The sequence below is a fragment of the Burkholderia stabilis genome (assembly GCF_001742165.1).
In the GTDB taxonomy this organism is placed as follows: Bacteria; Pseudomonadota; Gammaproteobacteria; order Burkholderiales; family Burkholderiaceae; genus Burkholderia; species Burkholderia stabilis.
The window spans coordinates 1,099,973-1,118,145 of sequence record NZ_CP016442.1 but is presented as its reverse complement, the minus strand read 5'-3'; the positions used below and the strand labels follow the sequence as shown (position 1 = coordinate 1,118,145).

Here is an 18,173-nt window from a genome sequence, read left to right as displayed (position 1 = left end):
GCGGCGCCGGAGGGCGGCGCCACAAGATTCGAATAACGAAACGAGAGAGATCGCATGAGCGCACGCATGGCCCGCGAGGCCGACTTCATCACGCACGACGGCGAAACGCTGTTCTATCGTCACTGGCCCGCCACGAGCCCGCGCTGCCGCGGCGCGATCGTGCTGCTGCATCGCGGCCACGAACATTCGGCACGCGTCGCGCACCTCGTCGACGAGCTCGACCTGCCCGATTTCGCGTTCTTCGCATGGGATGCGCGCGGCCACGGCCGTTCGCCCGGCGCGCGCGGCTACAGCCCGAGCGCGGCCGCATCGGTGCGCGATCTGCAGACCTTCGTCGAACACATCCGCGATACGCACGGCATCGCGATCGAGGACATGGCCGTGGTCGGCCAGAGCGTCGGCGCGGTGCTCGCGGCCACCTGGGCGCACGACTACGCGCCGCCGATCCGCTGCCTCGTCGTCGCGTCGCCGGCATTCCACATCAAGCTCTACGTGCCGTTTGCGCGGCCGGGCCTGCGGCTGATGCACAAGCTGCGCGGGCTGTTCTACGTGAACAGCTACGTGAAGCCGAAATTCCTCACGCACGACCCCGAGCGGATCGCGAGTTATGCGTCCGACCCGCTGATCACGCGACCGATCGCGGTCAACATGCTGCTCGACCTGCACGACACCGCGAAGCGGATCGTCGCCGACGCGGCCGCGATCACCGTGCCGACCCAGCTGTTGATCTCGGGCGCCGACTGGGTCGTGCATCGCGGCCCGCAGGACCGCTTCTTCGAACGGCTCGGCTCCGCGCGCAAGGAGCGCATCGTGCTGCCGGGCTTCTATCACGACACGCTCGGCGAGCGCGACCGCGCCCAGGCGCTCGCGCCGCTGCGTGCGTTCGTGCTGCGCGAGTTCGATGCGCCGAGCCCGCGCGTGTCGCTCGCCGACGCCGACCGGCGCGGCGCGTTCCATGACGAATACGCGGCGCTCGGCCGGCCGCCCGCGAACGTGTTCGCGCGCGCGTACTGGGCACTCACGCGCGCCGGCCTGAAAGCCGGCGGTGCGCTGTCGGACGGCATCGCGCTCGGGCTGCGGCTCGGTTTCGATTCGGGCTCGACGCTCGATTACGTGTACCGCAATCGCGCGCAAGGGCGGCTCGGCGTCGGCGCGCTGATCGACCGCACGTATCTCGATTCGCCGGGCTGGATCGGCATCCGCCAGCGCAAGGTGCATCTGCAGGAACTGATCGGCACGGCGATCGGCCGGCTGCGCGGCCACGGCACACCGGTGCGGATCGTCGACATCGCGGCCGGGCACGGGCGCTACGTGCTCGATGCAATCGCGACGGCCGCCGAGCGCGACGGCGCGGCGCCCGACGACATCACGCTGCGCGACTACAGCCCGCCGAACGTCGAGGCCGGGCGCGTGCTGATCGCGCAGCGCGGCCTCGAGCCGATCGCGCGCTTCGAGCGCGGCGACGCGTTCGACGAAGCGTCGCTTGCGACGCTCGAGCCGCGTCCGACGCTCGCAATCGTGTCGGGCCTGTATGAACTGTTCGGCGAGAACGCGCTGATCGAGCGCTCGCTGCGCGGGCTCGCTCAGGCCGTGCCGCCGGGCGGCTATCTCGTCTATACGGGGCAGCCGTGGCATCCGCAGCTCGAATTCATCGCGCGCGCGCTGAACAACCATCGCGGCGAGGCGACCTGGGTGATGCGCCGCCGCTCGCAGGCCGAGATGGACGAGCTCGTCGCGCGCGCGGGTTTCCGCAAGCTCGACCAGCGGATCGACGAAATGGGCATCTTCACGGTCAGCCTCGCGCAGCGGGTCGACGCGTCATGAGCGCGTTCGGCGGCGGCGCGGGCGGTCTCGCCGAGCCGGTGGCCGGCGCGCGCGACGCGTCGTTCGCGCTGCGCTTCGGCTGGCTCGCGGCGATGGGCGCCGTGTTCTTCTCGACCTACGGTTTCGCGAACTGGCTCGCCGCGCGTCGCGCGGCGGTGCCGACGTTCGCGTTCGGCTGGGAGCACGCGATCCCGTTCGTGCCGTGGACGATCGTGCCGTACTGGTCGATCGACCTGCTGTATGCGCTGTCGTTCTTTTTCTGGACACGCCGCGCCGATCTGCTCGATCACGTGAAGCGGCTGCTGACGGTGCAACTGATATCGGTCGCGTGCTTCATCGCGTGGCCGCTGCGCTTCGGTTTCGAACGGCCCGACGCGGGCGGCGTGGCCGGCGCGCTGTTCACGCTGCTGATGGGTTTCGACAAGCCGTTCAACCAGGCGCCGTCGCTGCACATCGGGCTGCTCGTCGTGTTGTGGGCCGTGTATGCGAAGCACCTGCGCGGCACGCTCGCGCGCGCCGTGCTGCATGTGTGGTTCGCGGCGATCGGCATCTCGGTGCTGACGACCTACCAGCATCACGCGATCGACGTGCCGACCGGCGCGGCGGTCGGCTGTCTCGCGTTGTTCCTGTTTCCGCTGCGCGATGCCGCGGGCCGGCTGCCGGGCGCCGACGCATCGCCGGGCGCGGCTAGCCGCGCGCTCGCGCGCCGTTATGCGCTCGGCGCGGCGCTGGTTGCGCTCGTGGCGCTCTGGTGCGTGCCGCGCACGCCGGGCTGGGCGCTCGCGGCCGGGTGGGTCGCATTGGCGCTCGCGTGCGTCGCGTGGATCTATCGGCGCGGCGCGCCCGGTGCGTTCCAGAAGGATGCACACGGGCGATTCCCGGTGTTCATCCGCTGGCTGCTCGCACCGACGATCGCCGGCGCGTTCGTCAATTCACGGTGGTGGACGTTCCGGCAGCCGGCGCCGGTGCGGATCGACGAGCGCGTATCGATCGGCCGCACGCCGACGACGCGCGACGTGCGCCGCCACGGCTTTACCGCGCTGGTCGACCTGACCGCCGAAATGCCGCGCTGGGCGGCTGACGATGCGTCGCTCGCGTATGCGGCCGTGCCGCAGCTCGACCTCGTTGCGCCGACGGCGGTGCAGTTCGCGCAGGCCGTCGCGGCGCTCGAACGGCTGCATGGGGAAGGGCGCGACGTGCTGGTCTGCTGCGCGCTCGGCTACGGGCGCAGCGTGCTGTGCGCGGCCGCATGGCTCGCGGCGCGGCGCGGGTTCGCCGATGCGCGCGACGCGCTGGCCGCGGTGCGCGCGGTGCGGCCGCACGCGGTGTGGTCGGAGGACGGCGTAGCCGTGCTGCAGCACTGGATCGATCGCCGCCGCAGCGCGGGAGGCGCGTGATGCGCGATCCGTCCGCACCGTTCAGGATCGCCGCCGCGCGCGGCGCGCTCGATGCGGGTGCGTGGGCGATCGCGGCCGCGCTGGCCGCGGCCGGCGCAGGCTGGTGGATCGCGTCGGGCTGGGCGCCGGCGACGATCGCGCGTGTACTGCTGGCCGTCGTCAGCACGGGGTCGGGGATTGCGGCGCTGTGGTACGCGGTGCGCATCGAGATCGACCGCCGGCTGTTCGCCGCGCTTGCGCGGGCGGTTTCTGGCGACGCGCCGGTCGACGACGGGCTTGCGGCGCTCGATCGCGCGCTGACCGATCTCGGCTGGATCGACGCAAGCAAGGCCGGCCGCGCGCTCGATGCACGCGTGCGCGGCGCGGTCGGGCTGTGCCGCGCCGGCGTGCTGATCGCGATCGTGCAGTGGGTCGTGGTCGGGCTCGCGCTCGCCGTTCCGCAGATCGGCTAGCGGCCGGTCGGCCGGCGGCCCGGGTTACGCGCGGGCCATGCGCTGCGGGCGCGACCGCTTGGCTTCGTACATCGCCTGGTCCGCATGCTCGATCAGCGCGTTCATGTCGGTGCCGTCGTCGGGCAGCATCGCGATCCCGACGCTGACGCCGAGCTGCAGCGCACGCCCCTCGAATTCGAACGGTTCGCCGACCTGCCGCGCGAGTCGCGTGCTTTGCGCGTGCGCATCGTCGCGATTGCCGATGTTCGGCAGGATCACCGCGAATTCGTCGCCGCCGACGCGCGCGACCGTATCCGAGCGCCGCACCGCGCCCTGCATCCGCGCGGCGATCTCGCGCAGCGCGGCGTCGCCCGCGCGGTGGCCGAACCCGTCGTTGATCGGCTTCAGCCCGTCCATGTCGATGTTGAGAATGCCGAGCCGGCCGTTCGCGCGCAGCGCCGTGTGCATCGACTGACGCAGGCGGTCGTAGAACAGCGCGCGGTTCGGCAGGCCCGTGAGCGCGTCGTGCGTCGCGCGCAGGTACAGCTCGTTGGCCTCGTTGCGCGCCGCATGGAACATCGCGGCGGCGATCAGCTCGGCCGTCAGCCGCAGCGTGCCGGCGTCGGCTTTCGAGAAGCCGTCGACGTCCGGCGACATCACCTTCAGCACGCCGACCGTCGTCTCCGCATGCGTGAGCGGCATCACGAGCATCGAGCGCAGGCCGACCCGGCGGCACGCGTCGCGATCGACGCGCGGATCGGTTTCCGAATCGGTGCAGTGCAGCAACTCGCCGCGCTGCACGCACAGGCCCGAGAGGCTGCCCGAGCGGCGCAGCCGCAGGCCGAGCATCCCGGCGGCGGTGCCCGACGCGGCGCGGTACACCATGTCGTCGCCTTCGGCGAATTCGACTGCGGCGGCGCTCGCGCCGGTGAGCAGCGGCACCTGTTCGGCCACGTAGGCCATCACGCTGCCCAGGTCGAGGCCGAGCTTCGCGATTTCGGTCTGGACCGCGATGATGCGCAGCAGCGTGTCGGGGGATGGGGTCGCAGTGTCGACGATTTGATCCAAGTCAGTTTTCCATCAAGAAAAAGTGAGTCGCGTGTCGTGCGCTTGCGGTAGCATACGCGCCGCCTCCCGGCAGCGCGTCCCGGGCGGTCTGCAACGGACCGCCGCCAGCCGGCCGCACCGCGCCGGCAGTATGCCGTTCGGCAGGTCCGGCGACAACGGCGCAATTCTTACCATTCGTGCCTCTCGCGCAGCATTTCCGACCGGAATGAGGTTTTTTTCGCTTCACCGTCGCGAATCGACGTTAGTTTTGTCCTAATTTTAAGATAGTGTGACGAATGGGCGTGCGCCGGTGCCAGGGGCGCGCAACACGATGACAGGCGATTAAAGAATCCGCCGCGTCGTTTCGATAAATGAATCAGGCCAGTTTGTTTCATATGAGGGGAAGCAGTGGGGATGTTCACTCACGGGCATAGCTGCTTTACGCGCGCCGGTTGCGGCGCGACGGAGGACCGGATGATCCTGACGCAACGGGGTGGCGCATGAAGCCGGCCGCGTCGTTGTTCGTCCTGTCGATCGCCATGGTCGGCGCTTTCCACACGGCCGCGCTGTCGGCCGCACCGATGCCGGCGGTGGCGGTGGTTGCGGCGACGTCCGGTGCTGGTCCTGCGGCGTCGCCCGGCGATGCGCCGGTGGCGGCGGTCGCGCTCGCGGCCACGCCGGCGGCGGCCAGCGCGCCGTCCGCCGGGTTGCCGGCGACGACCGTGCGCCTGCCGTTCTCGTCGCTCGGCGCGTTCGATCCGCTGCGCCTGCGCGGCGCCGACGACGCGCGCACGATCAACGCAGGCGTGCGGCTCGACCGCGTGGTCACGGGCGCGCGGTTGCGCCTGACCTACGCGTATTCGCCGTCGCTCGTGTTCCCGATGTCGCACCTGAAGGTGTCGGTAAACGGCGAGGTCATCGCGACCGTCCCGTTCGACGCCGCACGCGCGGGCCGCACGGTCACGCAGGACATCCCGATCGATCCGCGCTACTTCTCCGATTTCAACCAGATCGGCCTGCGCCTGATCGCGCACTACACGCTCGACCATTGCGAGGACCCGTCGAACTCGGCGTTGTGGGCCGACGTGAGCCCGACGAGCGAGCTGATCCTCGACGAATCGCCGGTGCGCCTGCCGAACGATCTCGCGCTGCTGCCCGCGCCGTTCTTCGACCGGCGCGACAACGGCCGCGTGCGGCTGCCGTTCGTGCTGCCGGCGTCGCCCGATTCGGCGACGCTGCGCAGCGCGGGCGTGCTCGCATCGTGGTTCGGCGCGCTGGCCGATTACCGGCATGCGCGTTTCCCGGTGTCGACCGCGCTGCCGGCCGACGACCAGGCGGTGGTGATCGGCACAGCCGCGACGCTGCCGGCCGGCCTCGCGCTGCCGTCCATCGGCGGCCCGCTGCTCGCGGTCGCCGACAACCCGGCCGCACCCGGGCGCAAGCTGCTCGTCGTCACGGGCCGCACCGCGGCCGAGGTCGACGACGCGGTCGCGACGCTCGTGCTCGGCCGCGCGGCGCTGTCGGGGCCGGCCGCGACGGTCGCGCACGTCGATCTCGGCGCGCCGCGCAAGCCGTACGACGCGCCGCGCTGGCTGCCGGTGAACCGGCCGATCGCGTTCCGCGAGCTCGTGTCCGATCCGCGCGAGCTGGAAGTGCGCGGCACGATGCCGGATGCGATCCGCCTGAACCTGCGCGTGCCGGCCGATCTGCATTCATGGAACGGCGCAGGCGTGCCGATCACGCTGCGTTACCGCTACACGGCGCCGACCGTGCAGGACAACTCGACGCTCGCCGTCGAAATCAACGACCAGCTCGTGAAGTCGTACCGGCTCGGGCCGGCCCACGCCGAGGACGCGCGCGGCCGCATGCAGCTGCCGCTGCTGTCGGTGCCGGAAGGGCGCGTGACGAGCGACGTCGATATCCCGGCGTTCCGCGTCGGCAGCGGCAACCAGCTGCAGTTCCGCTTCACGCTCGACTCGCAGAAGACGGGCCTCTGTTCGAGCACGGCCAGCGAGCCGCAGCGCGCGGCGATCGATCCCGATTCGACGATCGACTTCTCGCACTTCGTCCATTACGCGCAATTGCCGAACCTCGCATATTTCGCGAACAGCGGCTTCCCGTTTACGCGCTTCGCCGACCTGTCGCAGACGGCGGTCGTGATGCCCGACCGGCCGTCGCCGCAGGAGATCGAGGCGTACCTGACGATGCTCGGCCACATGGGCCAGTGGACCGGGTTCCCGGCACTGCGCGTGCAGGTCGCGCGGCCCGGCGACGTTGCCGCGCTGTCGGGCAGCAAGGATCTGCTCGTGATCGACGGCTCGCCCGCTTCGCCGCTGCTTGCGCACTGGCGCTCGGCGCTGCCGCTCGTGCTCGGCCAGCAGGGCGGCACCGGCGGCGAGGGGGCGACGCGCGTCGCGTTCACGGTGAAGGAGCGCTGGCGCAACGGTGTCGGCCTGGCCGACGGGGGCGCGCACATCGAACAGACGGGCTCGCTCGCGGCGCTCGCCGGGTTCGAGCTGCCGGGCAGCCACGGCCGCAGCGTCGTCGCGCTGACGGCGACCGACCAGCCGCGCCTCGGTGATCTGCTGAACGTGTTCGAGAATTCCGGCCTCGTGTCGCAATTGCAGGGCGATCTCGCGCTGGTGCGGCCGGGGCAGGTCGACAGCCTGCGCGTGGGCGAGCCTTACGTGGTCGGGTTCGTACCGTGGTATGCGCGGGTGTGGACGCATGCGGCGCGGCATCCGGTCGTGCTCGGCGCGGTCGGCGTCGTCGCGGGGCTGTTGCTCGCGCTCGGCGTGTTCAGCGTGCTGCAGCGAATCGCCGCGCGTCGACGGGGGATGTAACGGATGGCGCGGGTTATGGCGAAGCGACGGGCAACGCAGCCGGCGCGGCGCGTCGGCGCGGCATTCGCGCTGACGATTGCGCTGGCGTGCGCGGCGGCCGGCATGGCCGCTCGCGCGCAGGCGGCGGGAGCCGACGCGGGCGACGCGGGATGCAGCGCGGCTTGGCCGCGCTGGGATGCGTTCAAGCGCGATTTCATCTCGGCTGACGGCCGCGTGATCGACGTCGGCTCGGCCGATTCACGCACGGTGTCGGAGGGGCAGGCGTATGGGCTTTTCTTCGCGCTGGTCGCGAACGACCGGCGCATGTTCGACACGATCCTCGCATGGACCGAGAACAACCTCGCGCAGGGCGACCTGAGCGCGCATTTGCCGGCATGGCTCTGGGGCCGCGCGCCGGACGGCGCGTGGCGCGTGCTCGACGCCAACGCGGCGTCGGATGCCGATCTATGGATCGCCTATGCACTCGTCGAAGCCGGGCGGCTGTGGCACGAGCGCAGCTATACGGCGCGCGGCGCGCTGCTCGCGAAGCGCGTGCTCGACGAGGAGACGGCGAGCGTGCCGGGCCTCGGCATCACGCTGTTGCCGGGGCCGACCGGATTCAGGCTGCCCGACGGCCAGTGGCGCGTGAACCCGAGCTATTCGCCGCCGCAGGTGATCCGTGCGCTCGGCGCGCGCCTGCCCGACGACCGGCGCTGGGCCGCGCTGGCCTCCAGCACCGGGCGCGTGCTGCTCGACACGGCGCCGAAGGGTTTTTCGCCCGACTGGGCGCTGTATCGCGCGGGCACCGGCTTCGGGCCGGACTTGGAGACGCACGCGGAGAGCGCGTACAACGCGATCCGCGTGTACCTGTGGGCCGGCATGCTCGATCGCGCCGATCCGCTCGCCGCGCCGCTGCTCGCGCGTTTCGCGCCGTTCGCCGAACACATCGCCGCGCATGGCGCGCCGCCGGAGAAGGTCGATACGACGACGGGCGTCGCGGGGCCGAACGACGGCAACGCCGGTTTCTCGGCGGCGGCCGTGCCGTTCCTCGACGCGCGCGGCCAGCGCGCGCTCGCGGATGCGCAAGCCGCCCGCGTCGATACGCTCGCGCGCCAGTCGGCGCCCGGTTATTACACGAGCGTGCTCACGCTGTTCGGTCTCGGCTGGCGCGACGGGCGCTACCGGTTCGGCGCGGACGGCTCGCTCGACGCACGCTGGGGAGGCCGCTCGTGCGCCGCCCGCTGAAGCGCGCCGCGCCGCATGTCGCGGGGTTCGCGTGGCTCGCGTCGTCGGTGTGCGCGGCGGCGCCGGGCGCGGCTTCCGATGCGACGCTGCCGAAAGCCGCCGCGCCGGCGACCTCCGTTTCCGCCGACGCGCAGCGCCAGCTCGACACCGCGCGGATGTGGGGCGTCAAGCATCGCGACGACCTTGCGCGCGATGCGCTGCGCAAGGGGCTGCTGATCGCGCCGGGCGACACCGAACTGCTCGCCGAGCAGGTGCGCGTGCTGCTGCGGCTCGGCGACGCGAAAGGCGCACAGGCCTCACTCGCTCGCCTGCAGGCGCAGTCGCCCGGCGCGCCCGCCACGCGGCAGGTGGCCGACGAATACCGCGTCGCGACGAGCGGTCGCGGCGACATGGCGCAGATCCGCCTGCTCGCGCGCAGCGGCCGTTCCGATGAGGCGGCCCGGCGCATCGTCGCGCTGTTTCCGAACGGCGCGCCGTCGGGCGCGCTCGGCGCCGAGTATTACGAGATCGTCGCGAATGCGCCGGGCGGACGCGAGTCGGCGGTTGCCGCACTGCGCCGCCGGATCGCGGCCGATCCGCAGGACACGAGTGCCGCGATGGCGCTCGCGCGGCTGCTGAACCAGCACAGCGACACGCGTGCGGAGGCGAACCGGATCGCATGGTCGCTCGCGAAACGGGACGACACCGACCATACGGAGGCGATGTCGCTATGGCGGCGCGTGCTGCAGGCGGCCGGCAGCGATCCCGCGTATCTCGATGCGCTGCACGCGTATCTCGCGCTCGTGCCGGACGACACCGAATTCCGCGGCCGCGCGGCCGAACTGGACAGTCAGCGCGATGCCCAGCGCCGGCTCGAACGCGATCCCGATTACATCGCGCAGCAACGCGGCCTGCAGGCGCTCGCGCGCGGCGACCTGGCCGCCGCCGATCCGCTGCTTGCCCGCGCCGCACGCGCGCGGGCCGACGACGCGGACGCGGTCGGCGGGCTCGGCCTGTTGCGCCTGCGCGAAGGCCGGCACGACGAAGCGCGCGCGTTGTTCGCGCGGGCCGCGACGCTCGCGACCGACCAGCGCGGCAAGTGGCAGAGTCTCGCGCGCACCGCGCAGTTCTGGGGCCTGCTCGCGCAAGGCCGCGCGGCCGCCGCAGCAGGCCGGCCGCAGGACGCCGAGCGCATGGCGCGCGCGGCACTCGCGATGCAGCCGAACAGCCCGGACGCGAAGCTGCAGCTCACCGACGCGTTGCTCGCGCAGCGCGACTGGGCACGCGCGGAGCCGTTGCTGCGCGAGTTGCTGGCCGCGCGTTCGCCGAACCTGTCGGCCGTGCGCGGCACGGCGCTGCTGTATGAAAACACCGGCCGCGCGGACCGGGTCGGCCCGCTGCTCGACGCGCTGCAAGGACGCGTGACGGGCCGCGACGATCGCCGCGCGCTCGACGGCCTGCGTGCCGACCTGCTCGCGAACCAGGCGCGCGCACTCGCCGACAAGGGCGAACGCGGGCCCGCCGCGCAACGCTACGAGGCGGCCGTGCGCGCGGCGCCCGACGCGCCGTGGACGCGCTTCGCGCTCGCGCGCCTGTATCGCGACATGGGGCTGCCGCAGCTCGGCCGCACGGTGATGGACGACGGGCTCGCGCAAAGCGACACGCCCGAGATGCGCTATGCGACCGCGCTGTACCGCAACTCGCTCGACGACGTCGCGGGCGCACAGGCCGCGCTCGCGCCGGTCGACGACGCGCACCGCTCGGACGGGATGCGCGCGCTCGCGCGCAAGCTCGACGCCGAAAGCACGCTGGCCGATGCGCGCGTGGCGCTCGGGCGCGGCGACCGCGCGGCATTCGCCGCCTCGCTCGCGCATGCGCAGGCGAGCGCGCCGGACGATCCCGACATGCTCGCCGCGGTCGGTGCGCAGTGGATCGACGCGGGCGAAGCCGAGCGCGGCCTCGCGCCGTTGCGCGACTGGATCGCCGCGCATCCGGGCGAAGCCGATGTCGACGTGCGGCTGCGTTACGGCGACCTGCTCGGCAGTGCGGGGCGCGACGACGCGCTTGCCGCGTGGCTCGACGCGCTGCGCCGCGAACCGTCGCTGACACCCGCGCAGATGGCGCGGCTCGAGGACCAGTCGCTGCGGCTCGTGCTGCGGCAGACGGACGACGCGATCGCGCGGCAGGACTACGCACAGGCGCGCACGCTGCTCGGTCGCGCGAGCCCGGCCGGCCGCGCGGACAAGCGCTACGCGCTCGAGCGGGCCGATCTCGAACGTGCGCAGGGGCATTACGATGCGGCGCGCGACGCGCTCGCACCGGTCGTCGCACGCATGCCGGACGATGCCGATACGCAGCTCGCGCTCGCGCGGATCGACGAGGACAGCGGCAATCGCGCGGCGGCGCTCGCGCGCGTGCAGGCCGTGCTCGCGCACACGCCGGACGACGACGTCGACACGCAACTGTCGGCCGTGCGCCGGTTGAACGCGTTGCGCCGCCCGGACGAGGCCGCGCAGGTGACCGACCGCTTGCACGCCGCGTATCCGGCGCGCGCGGACGTGACGGTCGCGGCCGGGCGCGTGGCCGAAACGCAGGGCCGCTACGACGACGCGGCGTCGCTGTACCGGCTGTCGCAGTCGCAGGAACGCGCGACGGGCGTGAGCCCGGGCCGCGACGGCCTGACGCCCGCGCAAGCCGCGTTCGCGGAGCTGGAGCAGCGGCGCAACCCCGAGATCGAGACCGGCTGGATGCCCGCGTACAAGTCGGGCGACGCGGGCCTGTCGTCGTATCGCGCGCAGCAAGTGCCCGTCTACATGCAGTTGCCGGTGCGCTACGACGGGCACGCGTTCCTGCAGATCGACACCGTGCATCTCGATGCCGGCACGCTCGACACGGCCGACAAGACGGCGTATCCGCTCAACACGTTCGGCTTCTACCCGGCGCTGAGCGCGCCGGCCGCGAACCCGCCGGGCTCGCTGCACCAGTCGGCCACGGGCGTCGCGGTCGGCGCCGGCTACAAGAACGACGCGTGGCGCTTCGACGTCGGCACGTCGCCGCTCGGCTTCCCGGTGCAGTACGTCGTCGGCGGCTTGCGCTACCGGTTCGACGCGGGCCCCGCGAGCTTCACGGTGAACGCGTCGCGGCGGCCGGAAACGAGCAGCGTGTTGTCGTATGCGGGTTTTCGCGATCCGTGGACGGGCGCGGTATGGGGCGGCGTGCGGCGCGACGGCGTGAACCTGCGCGCGTCGGTCGACGTCGGCCGCGCGAATCTGTTCGCGGAACTCGGCGCGGGCGTGCTGTCCGGCCGCAACGTCGAGCGCAACGCGGAAGTCACGCTGCGCACGGGGTTCACGATGCCCGTGTACGAGCGCGCGACGATGCGCGTGAGCACGGGCCTCGTCGGCAGCGCGTGGCATTACGCGCAGAACCTGCGCTACTACACGTACGGGCAGGGCGGCTACTACAGCCCGCAGCGCTACCTGTCGCTCGGCGTGCCGGTCGAGTGGGCCGGCCGCATCGATGCGCTGTCGTGGGACCTGACCGTGACGGGCGGCATTTCGAACAGCTACGAGCGCGATACGCCGTATTTCCCGATCGGCGTGCCGGGTTCGGGGCTGAAGTCGGCCGATGCGCTCGCGGGGCTCGTGTATGGCGGCAGCTCGACGCGCGGCGTGTCGTTCTCGTATGGCGTGAACGGCATCGTCGAGTACCGCGTGAACCCGCACCTGAGCGTCGGCGCACAGTTGCATATCGACCGGTCGCACGACTACGCGCCGAGTTCGGCGCTGGTGTATTTGCGCTATGCGTTCGACGCGCGGGCGCCGCGCAGCTGGCTCGTCACGCCGACGCCGGTGCGGCTTTATTCGGATTATTAGGGGAACGTCGTGAATACGGAAATCGATGCCACCCGCCCCGCGTTCGGCGCCGCCGGCCTGCTGGGCCGCCTGCGCGCGCTGCTGCGCATGGGGCCGGCCGGCGGCCGCATCGGCACGCTGAGCCGGCTCGCGATCGACGGCTTGCCCGATGCCTGGACGCAACTGGAAGCGGGCGGCTTGTACGCGATCTACGCGGCCGGCGGCACGCCGGCGTGCGACACGCTCGTGTGGGAGAGCGTGCGGCAGGCGCGCACGCGCGACGTGACGGTCGTGCTCGCGCGCGATGCCGCACGCATCGCCGAACAGATGCAGGCGCGCGGTTTCGCGGGCGGCGCGCAGCCGGCCGGCTGGCCGCGCAACCTGAACGTGCTGGCCATGCCGACGACGGCCGAGCCGGCGGGCGACGACGGTGCGCCCGGCGCGGTCGGCAATGCGCCGCGCCGCGCCGCGCGGCGCCGGGCCCGTTCGCGCGACTGACGGGCGGCTTGCGCGCGATGAAGCGCTACGGCTTTCGCGCGCGCTCGCTGTATTTCGTCGAAGGTGCGCAGCGCTGGTTCAGCTGGGACGACCCGGTCGCGCTCGCGGAGGAAGCGCACGCGCTTGCCGACTGGTGCCGCACGCGCCGGATCGCGCTCGTGCTGCTGCTCGATCCCGAAGCGGCCCGCGCGGGCGCCGACGCGCTCACCGACGATCCGCCGCTCGTGCGCGATGCGAATCGCACGCCGCGCAGCGGTTTTCATGGCATCTGTTCGGGCGTCGCGCAGTTGCAGCGCACGCACGGCGAACTGCTGTGGATCGTCGATTTCTGGCGCGCGGGCGATACGCTCACGGCCGGCGAGGTGCGTCCGCTGCGCTTTGCGCCGGGCGGCCGGCTGTCGGCGAGCGTCGACGGCGGCGCGACCGAGCCGGCGAACCGGATGAAGCTCGCGAGCGACGAGGATCGCGTCGTCGTCAGCCGCGCGGTGCTCGACGGCACGAACCGCGTACCCGGCGACTGGGAAATCGTCGACGACAACGCGGCCGTCGTCGCAGCCTGCGCGCACGCCCAGGCCGCGACCGCGGTGCTCGCATTCCGCTCGCATGCGCAACTCGAGGCGTTGTGCGCGGACGTACACGCGCTGCGCCGGCAGTGCGGCGGCGCGCTGAAGATCGCGATCGTCGAGCGCGGCGAGGTGCTGCGCCAGCAGTTCGAGATGCTCGTGCTGAGCGTCGGCGCGAACCGCGTGGTCGCGCGCGACCTGCCGGTGTCGCGGATGCAGGCGGCCGTGCATGCGCTGCGCGGCCAGCTCTATGCGCGGCCCGTCGCGCCCGACTATCGCGCGGCGCTCGCGGCCGCGCTCGGCGATTCGGTACTCGGTTATCTGCCGGTCGGCGCCTTCTGCCTGCGGATTCGCGCGGTGCTCGATCGCGGCGCCGTGCTCGCGCTGCCGCACACGCTCGCGAAAATCACGCTGCTGCCGGGCGTGTCGCACGTCGACGCGCTGCGGCATTGCCGGCCGCGCCGCGCGGGCGACGTCGTGACGGCCGATGCCGGGCACCTGTACGTGTTCCTGTTCGCGTGCGAGCCGGTCGACGCCGACGACGCGCTCGGGCGGATTTTCGACGTGCCGGTCGACACGCTGTCCGATCGCGTGGTGTGCCTCGGGCAGGGCAGTATCGACTCGGAGCTCGATGCGCTGAAGGCCGAGAACCGGCGCGCGCCGATCGCCGACTACAGCGACCTGTTCGCGGTCGCGCAGCCGGCCGGTGCGGCACGCACATCGGCTGCGCGCGCCGATTCCGGCGCGGCGCTGCCTGACGCGCGCGAGGTGAGCGACGCGATCGACGCGATCGATACCATCGTCTCGCTCGACGCGATCGGTGCGACGCCGGCGCTCGCGGATCTCGCCGCCGACGCACCGGCCCCGCATCCCGTCATTCCCGCCGCGCGTGCGCGCGGCGCCGTCCGCAGCGCGATGCCGCTGCGCAATCCGGAGGGCGCATGATCGCCGAACTCGTCATCGGTTTCATCGTCGGCATCGCGATCGCGGTGCCGGTGTGGATCGTCGCGCAGCACCTCGGCATCGGCCGCGGCTTCCATGCGCCGCGCGGGATCGACCGGCGCGACGCGGTGCCGTGCGAACTCGTGCCGGTCGCGCTGCGCGGGCGGCTGCTGCCCGGCGTGGAGCTCACCGGTCGCGACGATCGCGACAGTCGTGACGACAAGGCGGCGCGATGAAGACGATCGCCATTACGTCGACGACGGGCGGCGCGGGCCGCACGACGCTCGCCGCCGCGCTCGCGGTGCTGCTCGCGCGCCGCGGCCGGCCGGTCGTCGCCGTCGAATTCGATGCGCAGAACCTGATGGGCGCGACGCTCGGCCTCGACTCGCTGGCCGAACACGGCCTCGCGCAGAGCGTGCTCGGCGGCGCCGAGCCGTGGCACGCGCATACGTGGCGCAATGCCGACGGCGTGCTGTTCGTGCCGTATGGGCAGCTCGACGCGGCCGGCGCGTTCGCGTGCGACGCGCGGCTCGCGAGCGATTCCGCGTGGCTGTCGCGCGCGCTCGACGAGATCGCGCTGCCGGCCGACGGCGTCGTGCTGGTCGACACCGCGCGCTATCCGTCGCCGCAGGCCGAGCAGGCGATTCGCCGCGCGGACCTGACGCTCGTCGTCGTGCCGCCGGAGCCGGCCGCCTGCGCGACGGTGGCCGCGCGGCTCGGTGCGCTCCGGGCCGGCGGCGGCGAGTTGCAGATCGTCGTGAACCGGCTCAACCCGGCGCGCGACATGCAGCGCGACGCGCTCGCGATGCTGCGCGCGGTCGCGGGGCCCGCCTCGATGCTCGAGCAGCGGATTCACGTCGACGCGGCCGTGCCCGAAGCGCTCGCGCGCGGCAGCTGGATCTTCGACGACGCGCCGTATTCGCAGGCATCGCACGACCTGAACGGCATCGCGAACTGGGTCGATGCGTGGCTGGCGGCGGCCGCGGCGGGCCGCACGGGAGCCGCGCGATGAAGGCCGCCTTCGCGCCGCGACTGCGCGCGCTCGGCCGCCGAGCGACCGACTGGGTTGCGCGCGGCATCGGGCTGCCGGCGGAGCGCACGTTGCTCGACTGGCTCGTGCGGCTGTTCTTCCATGCACCGCCGCCCGGCCGGTCCGATCATGCGCGCCGCTGGGCACGCGTCGCGTTCGTGCGGCTCGCGCACGAGTGGGGCGTGCTGCAGCCGCTCAGCGTGCGCGAATGGTTGTGGCGCTCGATCGTGCGCGCGCCGCGCGCGGCCGATGGCCGGCCCGCGCGCGATCCGCTCGCGTGGTTCGACAAGTACGTCGTGCCGGTCTACGTGGCGGGGCGCGCGGTCGGCCGGCGCGTCAATGCGATGCTCGAACGCCTGCCGTGGGTGCGTTGGGGCGGCTGGCTCGACGCGCGCGCGAACGGCGTCGGCCGGCGCCGCTGGCTCGCGCCGCTGCTGCTCGTGGCCGGCGCGGTGCTGTGGGCCGCGGCCGGGATGTCGCCGCTGATGCCCGGCGCGCAGTTCGCGTTCTTCGCAATCGTGGCGGTGCTGGCGCTCGCGCTGCGCCGCTTGCCGGGCCACCTGCCGACGCTCGCGCTCGCATCGCTCGCGCTGCTCGCGACGGTGCGCTACGTGTGGTGGCGCACGACCCAGACGCTCGACTTCCGCGGCCCGGTCGAGGCGGTCGCCGGCTACCTGCTGTACGGCGCCGAAGCCTATACGTGGATGATCCTGCTGCTCGGCTTCGTGCAGACCGCGTGGCCGCTCGACCGGCCGATCGTGCCGCTGCCCGACGATCCCGACACCTGGCCGAGCGTCGACATCTACATCCCGACCTACAACGAGCCGCTGTCGGTCGTGAAGCCGACGGTGTTCGCCGCGCAGAGCATCGACTGGCCGAGCGCGAAGCTGCGCGTCTACCTGCTCGACGACGGCCGGCGCCCCGAGTTCGCGGCGTTCGCGGCCGAAGCGGGCATCGATTACCTGACACGCGACGACAACCGCCACGCGAAGGCCGGCAACATCAACCGCGCGCTGCCGAAGACGCACGGCGAATACATCGCGATCTTCGACTGCGATCACGTGCCGACCCGCTCGTTCCTGCAGACGACGATGGGCGTGTTCCTGCGCGACCCGAAGTGTGCGCTCGTGCAGACGCCGCACCATTTCTTCTCGCCCGATCCGTTCGAGCGCAACCTCGGCACGTTCCGCGAAATCCCGAACGAGGGCAACCTGTTCTACGGGCTCGTGCAGTCGGGCAACGACCTGTGGAACGCGACGTTCTTCTGCGGCTCGTGCGCGGTGCTCAGGCGCAGCGCGCTGGAGGAGGTCGGCGGCGTCGCGGTGGAAACCGTGACCGAGGATGCGCACACGGCGCTCAAGCTGCACCGGCGCGGCTATACGTCCGCGTACCTGCCGACCGTGCAGGCGGCCGGCCTCGCGACCGAAAGCCTCGCGGGCCACGTGAAGCAGCGCACGCGCTGGGCGCGGGGGATGGCGCAGATCTTCCGCATCGACAACCCGTTTCTCGGGCGCGGGCTCGGCCTCATCCAGCGGATCTGCTACGGCAACGCGATGCTGCACTTCTTCTACGGGATTCCGCGGCTGGTGTTCCTGACGATCCCGCTCGCGTACCTGTTCTTCCACCTGTACTTCATCAACGCGTCGGCGCTCGCGCTCGCGAGCTACGTGATTCCGTATCTCGTGCTCGCGAACGTCGCGAACTCGCGGATGCAGGGGCGCTACCGCCATTCGTTCTGGGCTGAGGTCTACGAATCGGTGCTCGCGTGGTACATCGCGTTGCCGACCACCGTCGCGTTCTTCAGCCCGAAGCACGGCAAGTTCAACGTGACCGACAAGGGCGGCAAGATCGACGAAGGCTACGTCGACTGGTCGACGTCGAAGCCGTATCTCGTGCTGTTCGGGCTGAACGTGCTCGCGATCGCGGCCGGCCTGTGGCGGCTCGTGGCCGACCAGGGCGACGAGGCGTCGACGATCCTGATCACGCTCGGCTGGACCGTCTACAACCTCGCGATGCTCGGCGCGGCGCTGGCGGTGGCGCGCGAGACCAAGCAGGTGCGCGTCACGCACCGGATCGCGATGCGCGTGCCGGCCACGCTGCTGCTCGCCGACGGCTCGACGGCCGCGTGCTTCACGAGCGACTACTCGACCGGCGGCCTCGGCCTCGAAGCCGTGCCGGGGCTGCCGCTCGCCGTCGGCGACACGCTGACGGTGTGCGTGACGCGCGGCGATCGGCCGTTCCCGTTCCCGGTGCGCGTGAGCCGCGTGACGCCGACGCACGTCGGCCTGAGTTTCGAGGCGCTGACGCTCGAACAGGAGCGCCAGCTCGTGCAGTGCACGTTCGGCCGTGCGGATGCGTGGCTCGACTGGCACGAAGGCGAGCGGGTCGACACGCCGCTCGGCGGGCTGAAGGAAGTGCTGCGCGTGGGCGTGGAAGGTTATGTGCGGATGTGGAAGGGTGCGGCGCGCGGCTTGCAGTCGATGCTGGCGCCGAAGCTCGATCGGGCGCGCGACTGACGCGGCGCTCATCATGGAGTGGGTT

The 18,173-nt window shown here is 72.1% G+C and carries 10 protein-coding genes and 1 pseudogene; 10 read left to right on the top strand and 1 reads right to left on the bottom strand.

The window, feature by feature from the left end; translation table 11 throughout:
* Nucleotides 1–54 precede the first annotated feature (54 nt).
* Genes BBJ41_RS05210 through BBJ41_RS05200 form a run of 3 tightly spaced genes read left to right on the top strand, consistent with a single transcriptional unit; the run spans nucleotide 55 to nucleotide 3,673 of the window.
* Nucleotides 55–1,824, top strand: coding sequence for a bifunctional alpha/beta hydrolase/class I SAM-dependent methyltransferase (locus BBJ41_RS05210; protein WP_069745607.1), 1,770 nt, complete (start codon nucleotides 55–57; stop codon nucleotides 1,822–1,824).
* Nucleotides 1,821–3,221 (top strand): phosphatase PAP2 family protein, encoded by a 1,401-nt coding sequence (locus BBJ41_RS05205; RefSeq protein ID WP_069745606.1) that lies wholly within the window; start codon nucleotides 1,821–1,823, stop codon nucleotides 3,219–3,221. Before BBJ41_RS05210 ends, BBJ41_RS05205 begins: the two co-directional genes overlap by 4 nt.
* On the top strand, nucleotides 3,221–3,673 hold the full coding sequence (locus BBJ41_RS05200) for a hypothetical protein (protein ID WP_069745605.1): 453 nt from the start codon (nucleotides 3,221–3,223) through the stop codon (nucleotides 3,671–3,673). The genes BBJ41_RS05205 and BBJ41_RS05200 overlap by 1 nt, the downstream gene beginning before the upstream one ends.
* A 24-nt stretch (nucleotides 3,674–3,697) precedes the next feature.
* Here the strand turns inward: BBJ41_RS05200 and BBJ41_RS05195 are convergent, their stop codons facing one another.
* Complete coding sequence (locus BBJ41_RS05195; RefSeq protein ID WP_069745604.1) at nucleotides 3,698–4,720, bottom strand: sensor domain-containing diguanylate cyclase; 1,023 nt, start codon at nucleotides 4,718–4,720, stop codon at nucleotides 3,698–3,700.
* A gap of 479 nt (nucleotides 4,721–5,199) precedes the next feature.
* Between BBJ41_RS05195 and bcsB the strand changes: the two genes are divergently transcribed.
* The 7 genes and pseudogenes from bcsB to bcsA all read left to right on the top strand — a co-directional run bounded on the left by bcsB (nucleotide 5,200) and on the right by bcsA (nucleotide 18,148).
* Entirely contained in the window at nucleotides 5,200–7,542 is a 2,343-nt protein-coding gene (gene bcsB, locus BBJ41_RS05190) for a cellulose biosynthesis cyclic di-GMP-binding regulatory protein BcsB (protein ID WP_069745603.1), read from the top strand.
* 3 nt (nucleotides 7,543–7,545) lie between these two features.
* Nucleotides 7,546–8,766, top strand: a complete 1,221-nt coding sequence (bcsZ, locus tag BBJ41_RS05185) for a cellulose synthase complex periplasmic endoglucanase BcsZ (RefSeq protein WP_069745602.1) — start codon at nucleotides 7,546–7,548, stop codon at nucleotides 8,764–8,766.
* Nucleotides 8,751–12,620 (top strand): cellulose synthase subunit BcsC-related outer membrane protein, encoded by a 3,870-nt coding sequence (locus BBJ41_RS05180; protein WP_069745601.1) that lies wholly within the window; start codon nucleotides 8,751–8,753, stop codon nucleotides 12,618–12,620. The genes bcsZ and BBJ41_RS05180 overlap by 16 nt, the downstream gene beginning before the upstream one ends.
* Before the next feature lie 9 nt (nucleotides 12,621–12,629).
* Nucleotides 12,630–14,605: pseudogene (gene bcsE / locus BBJ41_RS05175) on the top strand (cellulose biosynthesis protein BcsE).
* On the top strand, nucleotides 14,602–14,838 hold the full coding sequence (locus tag BBJ41_RS05170) for a hypothetical protein (protein ID WP_069745600.1): 237 nt from the start codon (nucleotides 14,602–14,604) through the stop codon (nucleotides 14,836–14,838). The pseudogene bcsE and the gene BBJ41_RS05170 overlap by 4 nt, the downstream one beginning before the upstream one ends.
* Nucleotides 14,835–15,614 (top strand): cellulose biosynthesis protein BcsQ, encoded by a 780-nt coding sequence (gene bcsQ / locus BBJ41_RS05165; protein WP_069745599.1) that lies wholly within the window; start codon nucleotides 14,835–14,837, stop codon nucleotides 15,612–15,614. Before BBJ41_RS05170 ends, bcsQ begins: the two co-directional genes overlap by 4 nt.
* Nucleotides 15,611–18,148: a UDP-forming cellulose synthase catalytic subunit gene (gene bcsA / locus BBJ41_RS05160; RefSeq protein ID WP_069747591.1), complete on the top strand. Its 2,538-nt coding sequence runs from the start codon at nucleotides 15,611–15,613 to the stop codon at nucleotides 18,146–18,148. The genes bcsQ and bcsA overlap by 4 nt, the downstream gene beginning before the upstream one ends.
* The last annotated feature ends 25 nt before the right edge of the window (nucleotides 18,149–18,173 follow it).

Coding starts and splice junctions, on each gene's coding strand:
- BBJ41_RS05210 (WP_069745607.1), top strand. CDS start 55: ATGAGCGCACGCATGGCCCGCGAGGCCGACTTCATCACGCACGACGGC.
- BBJ41_RS05205 (WP_069745606.1), top strand. CDS start 1,821: ATGAGCGCGTTCGGCGGCGGCGCGGGCGGTCTCGCCGAGCCGGTGGCC.
- BBJ41_RS05200 (WP_069745605.1), top strand. CDS start 3,221: ATGCGCGATCCGTCCGCACCGTTCAGGATCGCCGCCGCGCGCGGCGCG.
- bcsB (WP_069745603.1), top strand. CDS start 5,200: ATGAAGCCGGCCGCGTCGTTGTTCGTCCTGTCGATCGCCATGGTCGGC.
- bcsZ (WP_069745602.1), top strand. CDS start 7,546: ATGGCGCGGGTTATGGCGAAGCGACGGGCAACGCAGCCGGCGCGGCGC.
- BBJ41_RS05170 (WP_069745600.1), top strand. CDS start 14,602: ATGATCGCCGAACTCGTCATCGGTTTCATCGTCGGCATCGCGATCGCG.
- bcsQ (WP_069745599.1), top strand. CDS start 14,835: ATGAAGACGATCGCCATTACGTCGACGACGGGCGGCGCGGGCCGCACG.
- bcsA (WP_069747591.1), top strand. CDS start 15,611: ATGAAGGCCGCCTTCGCGCCGCGACTGCGCGCGCTCGGCCGCCGAGCG.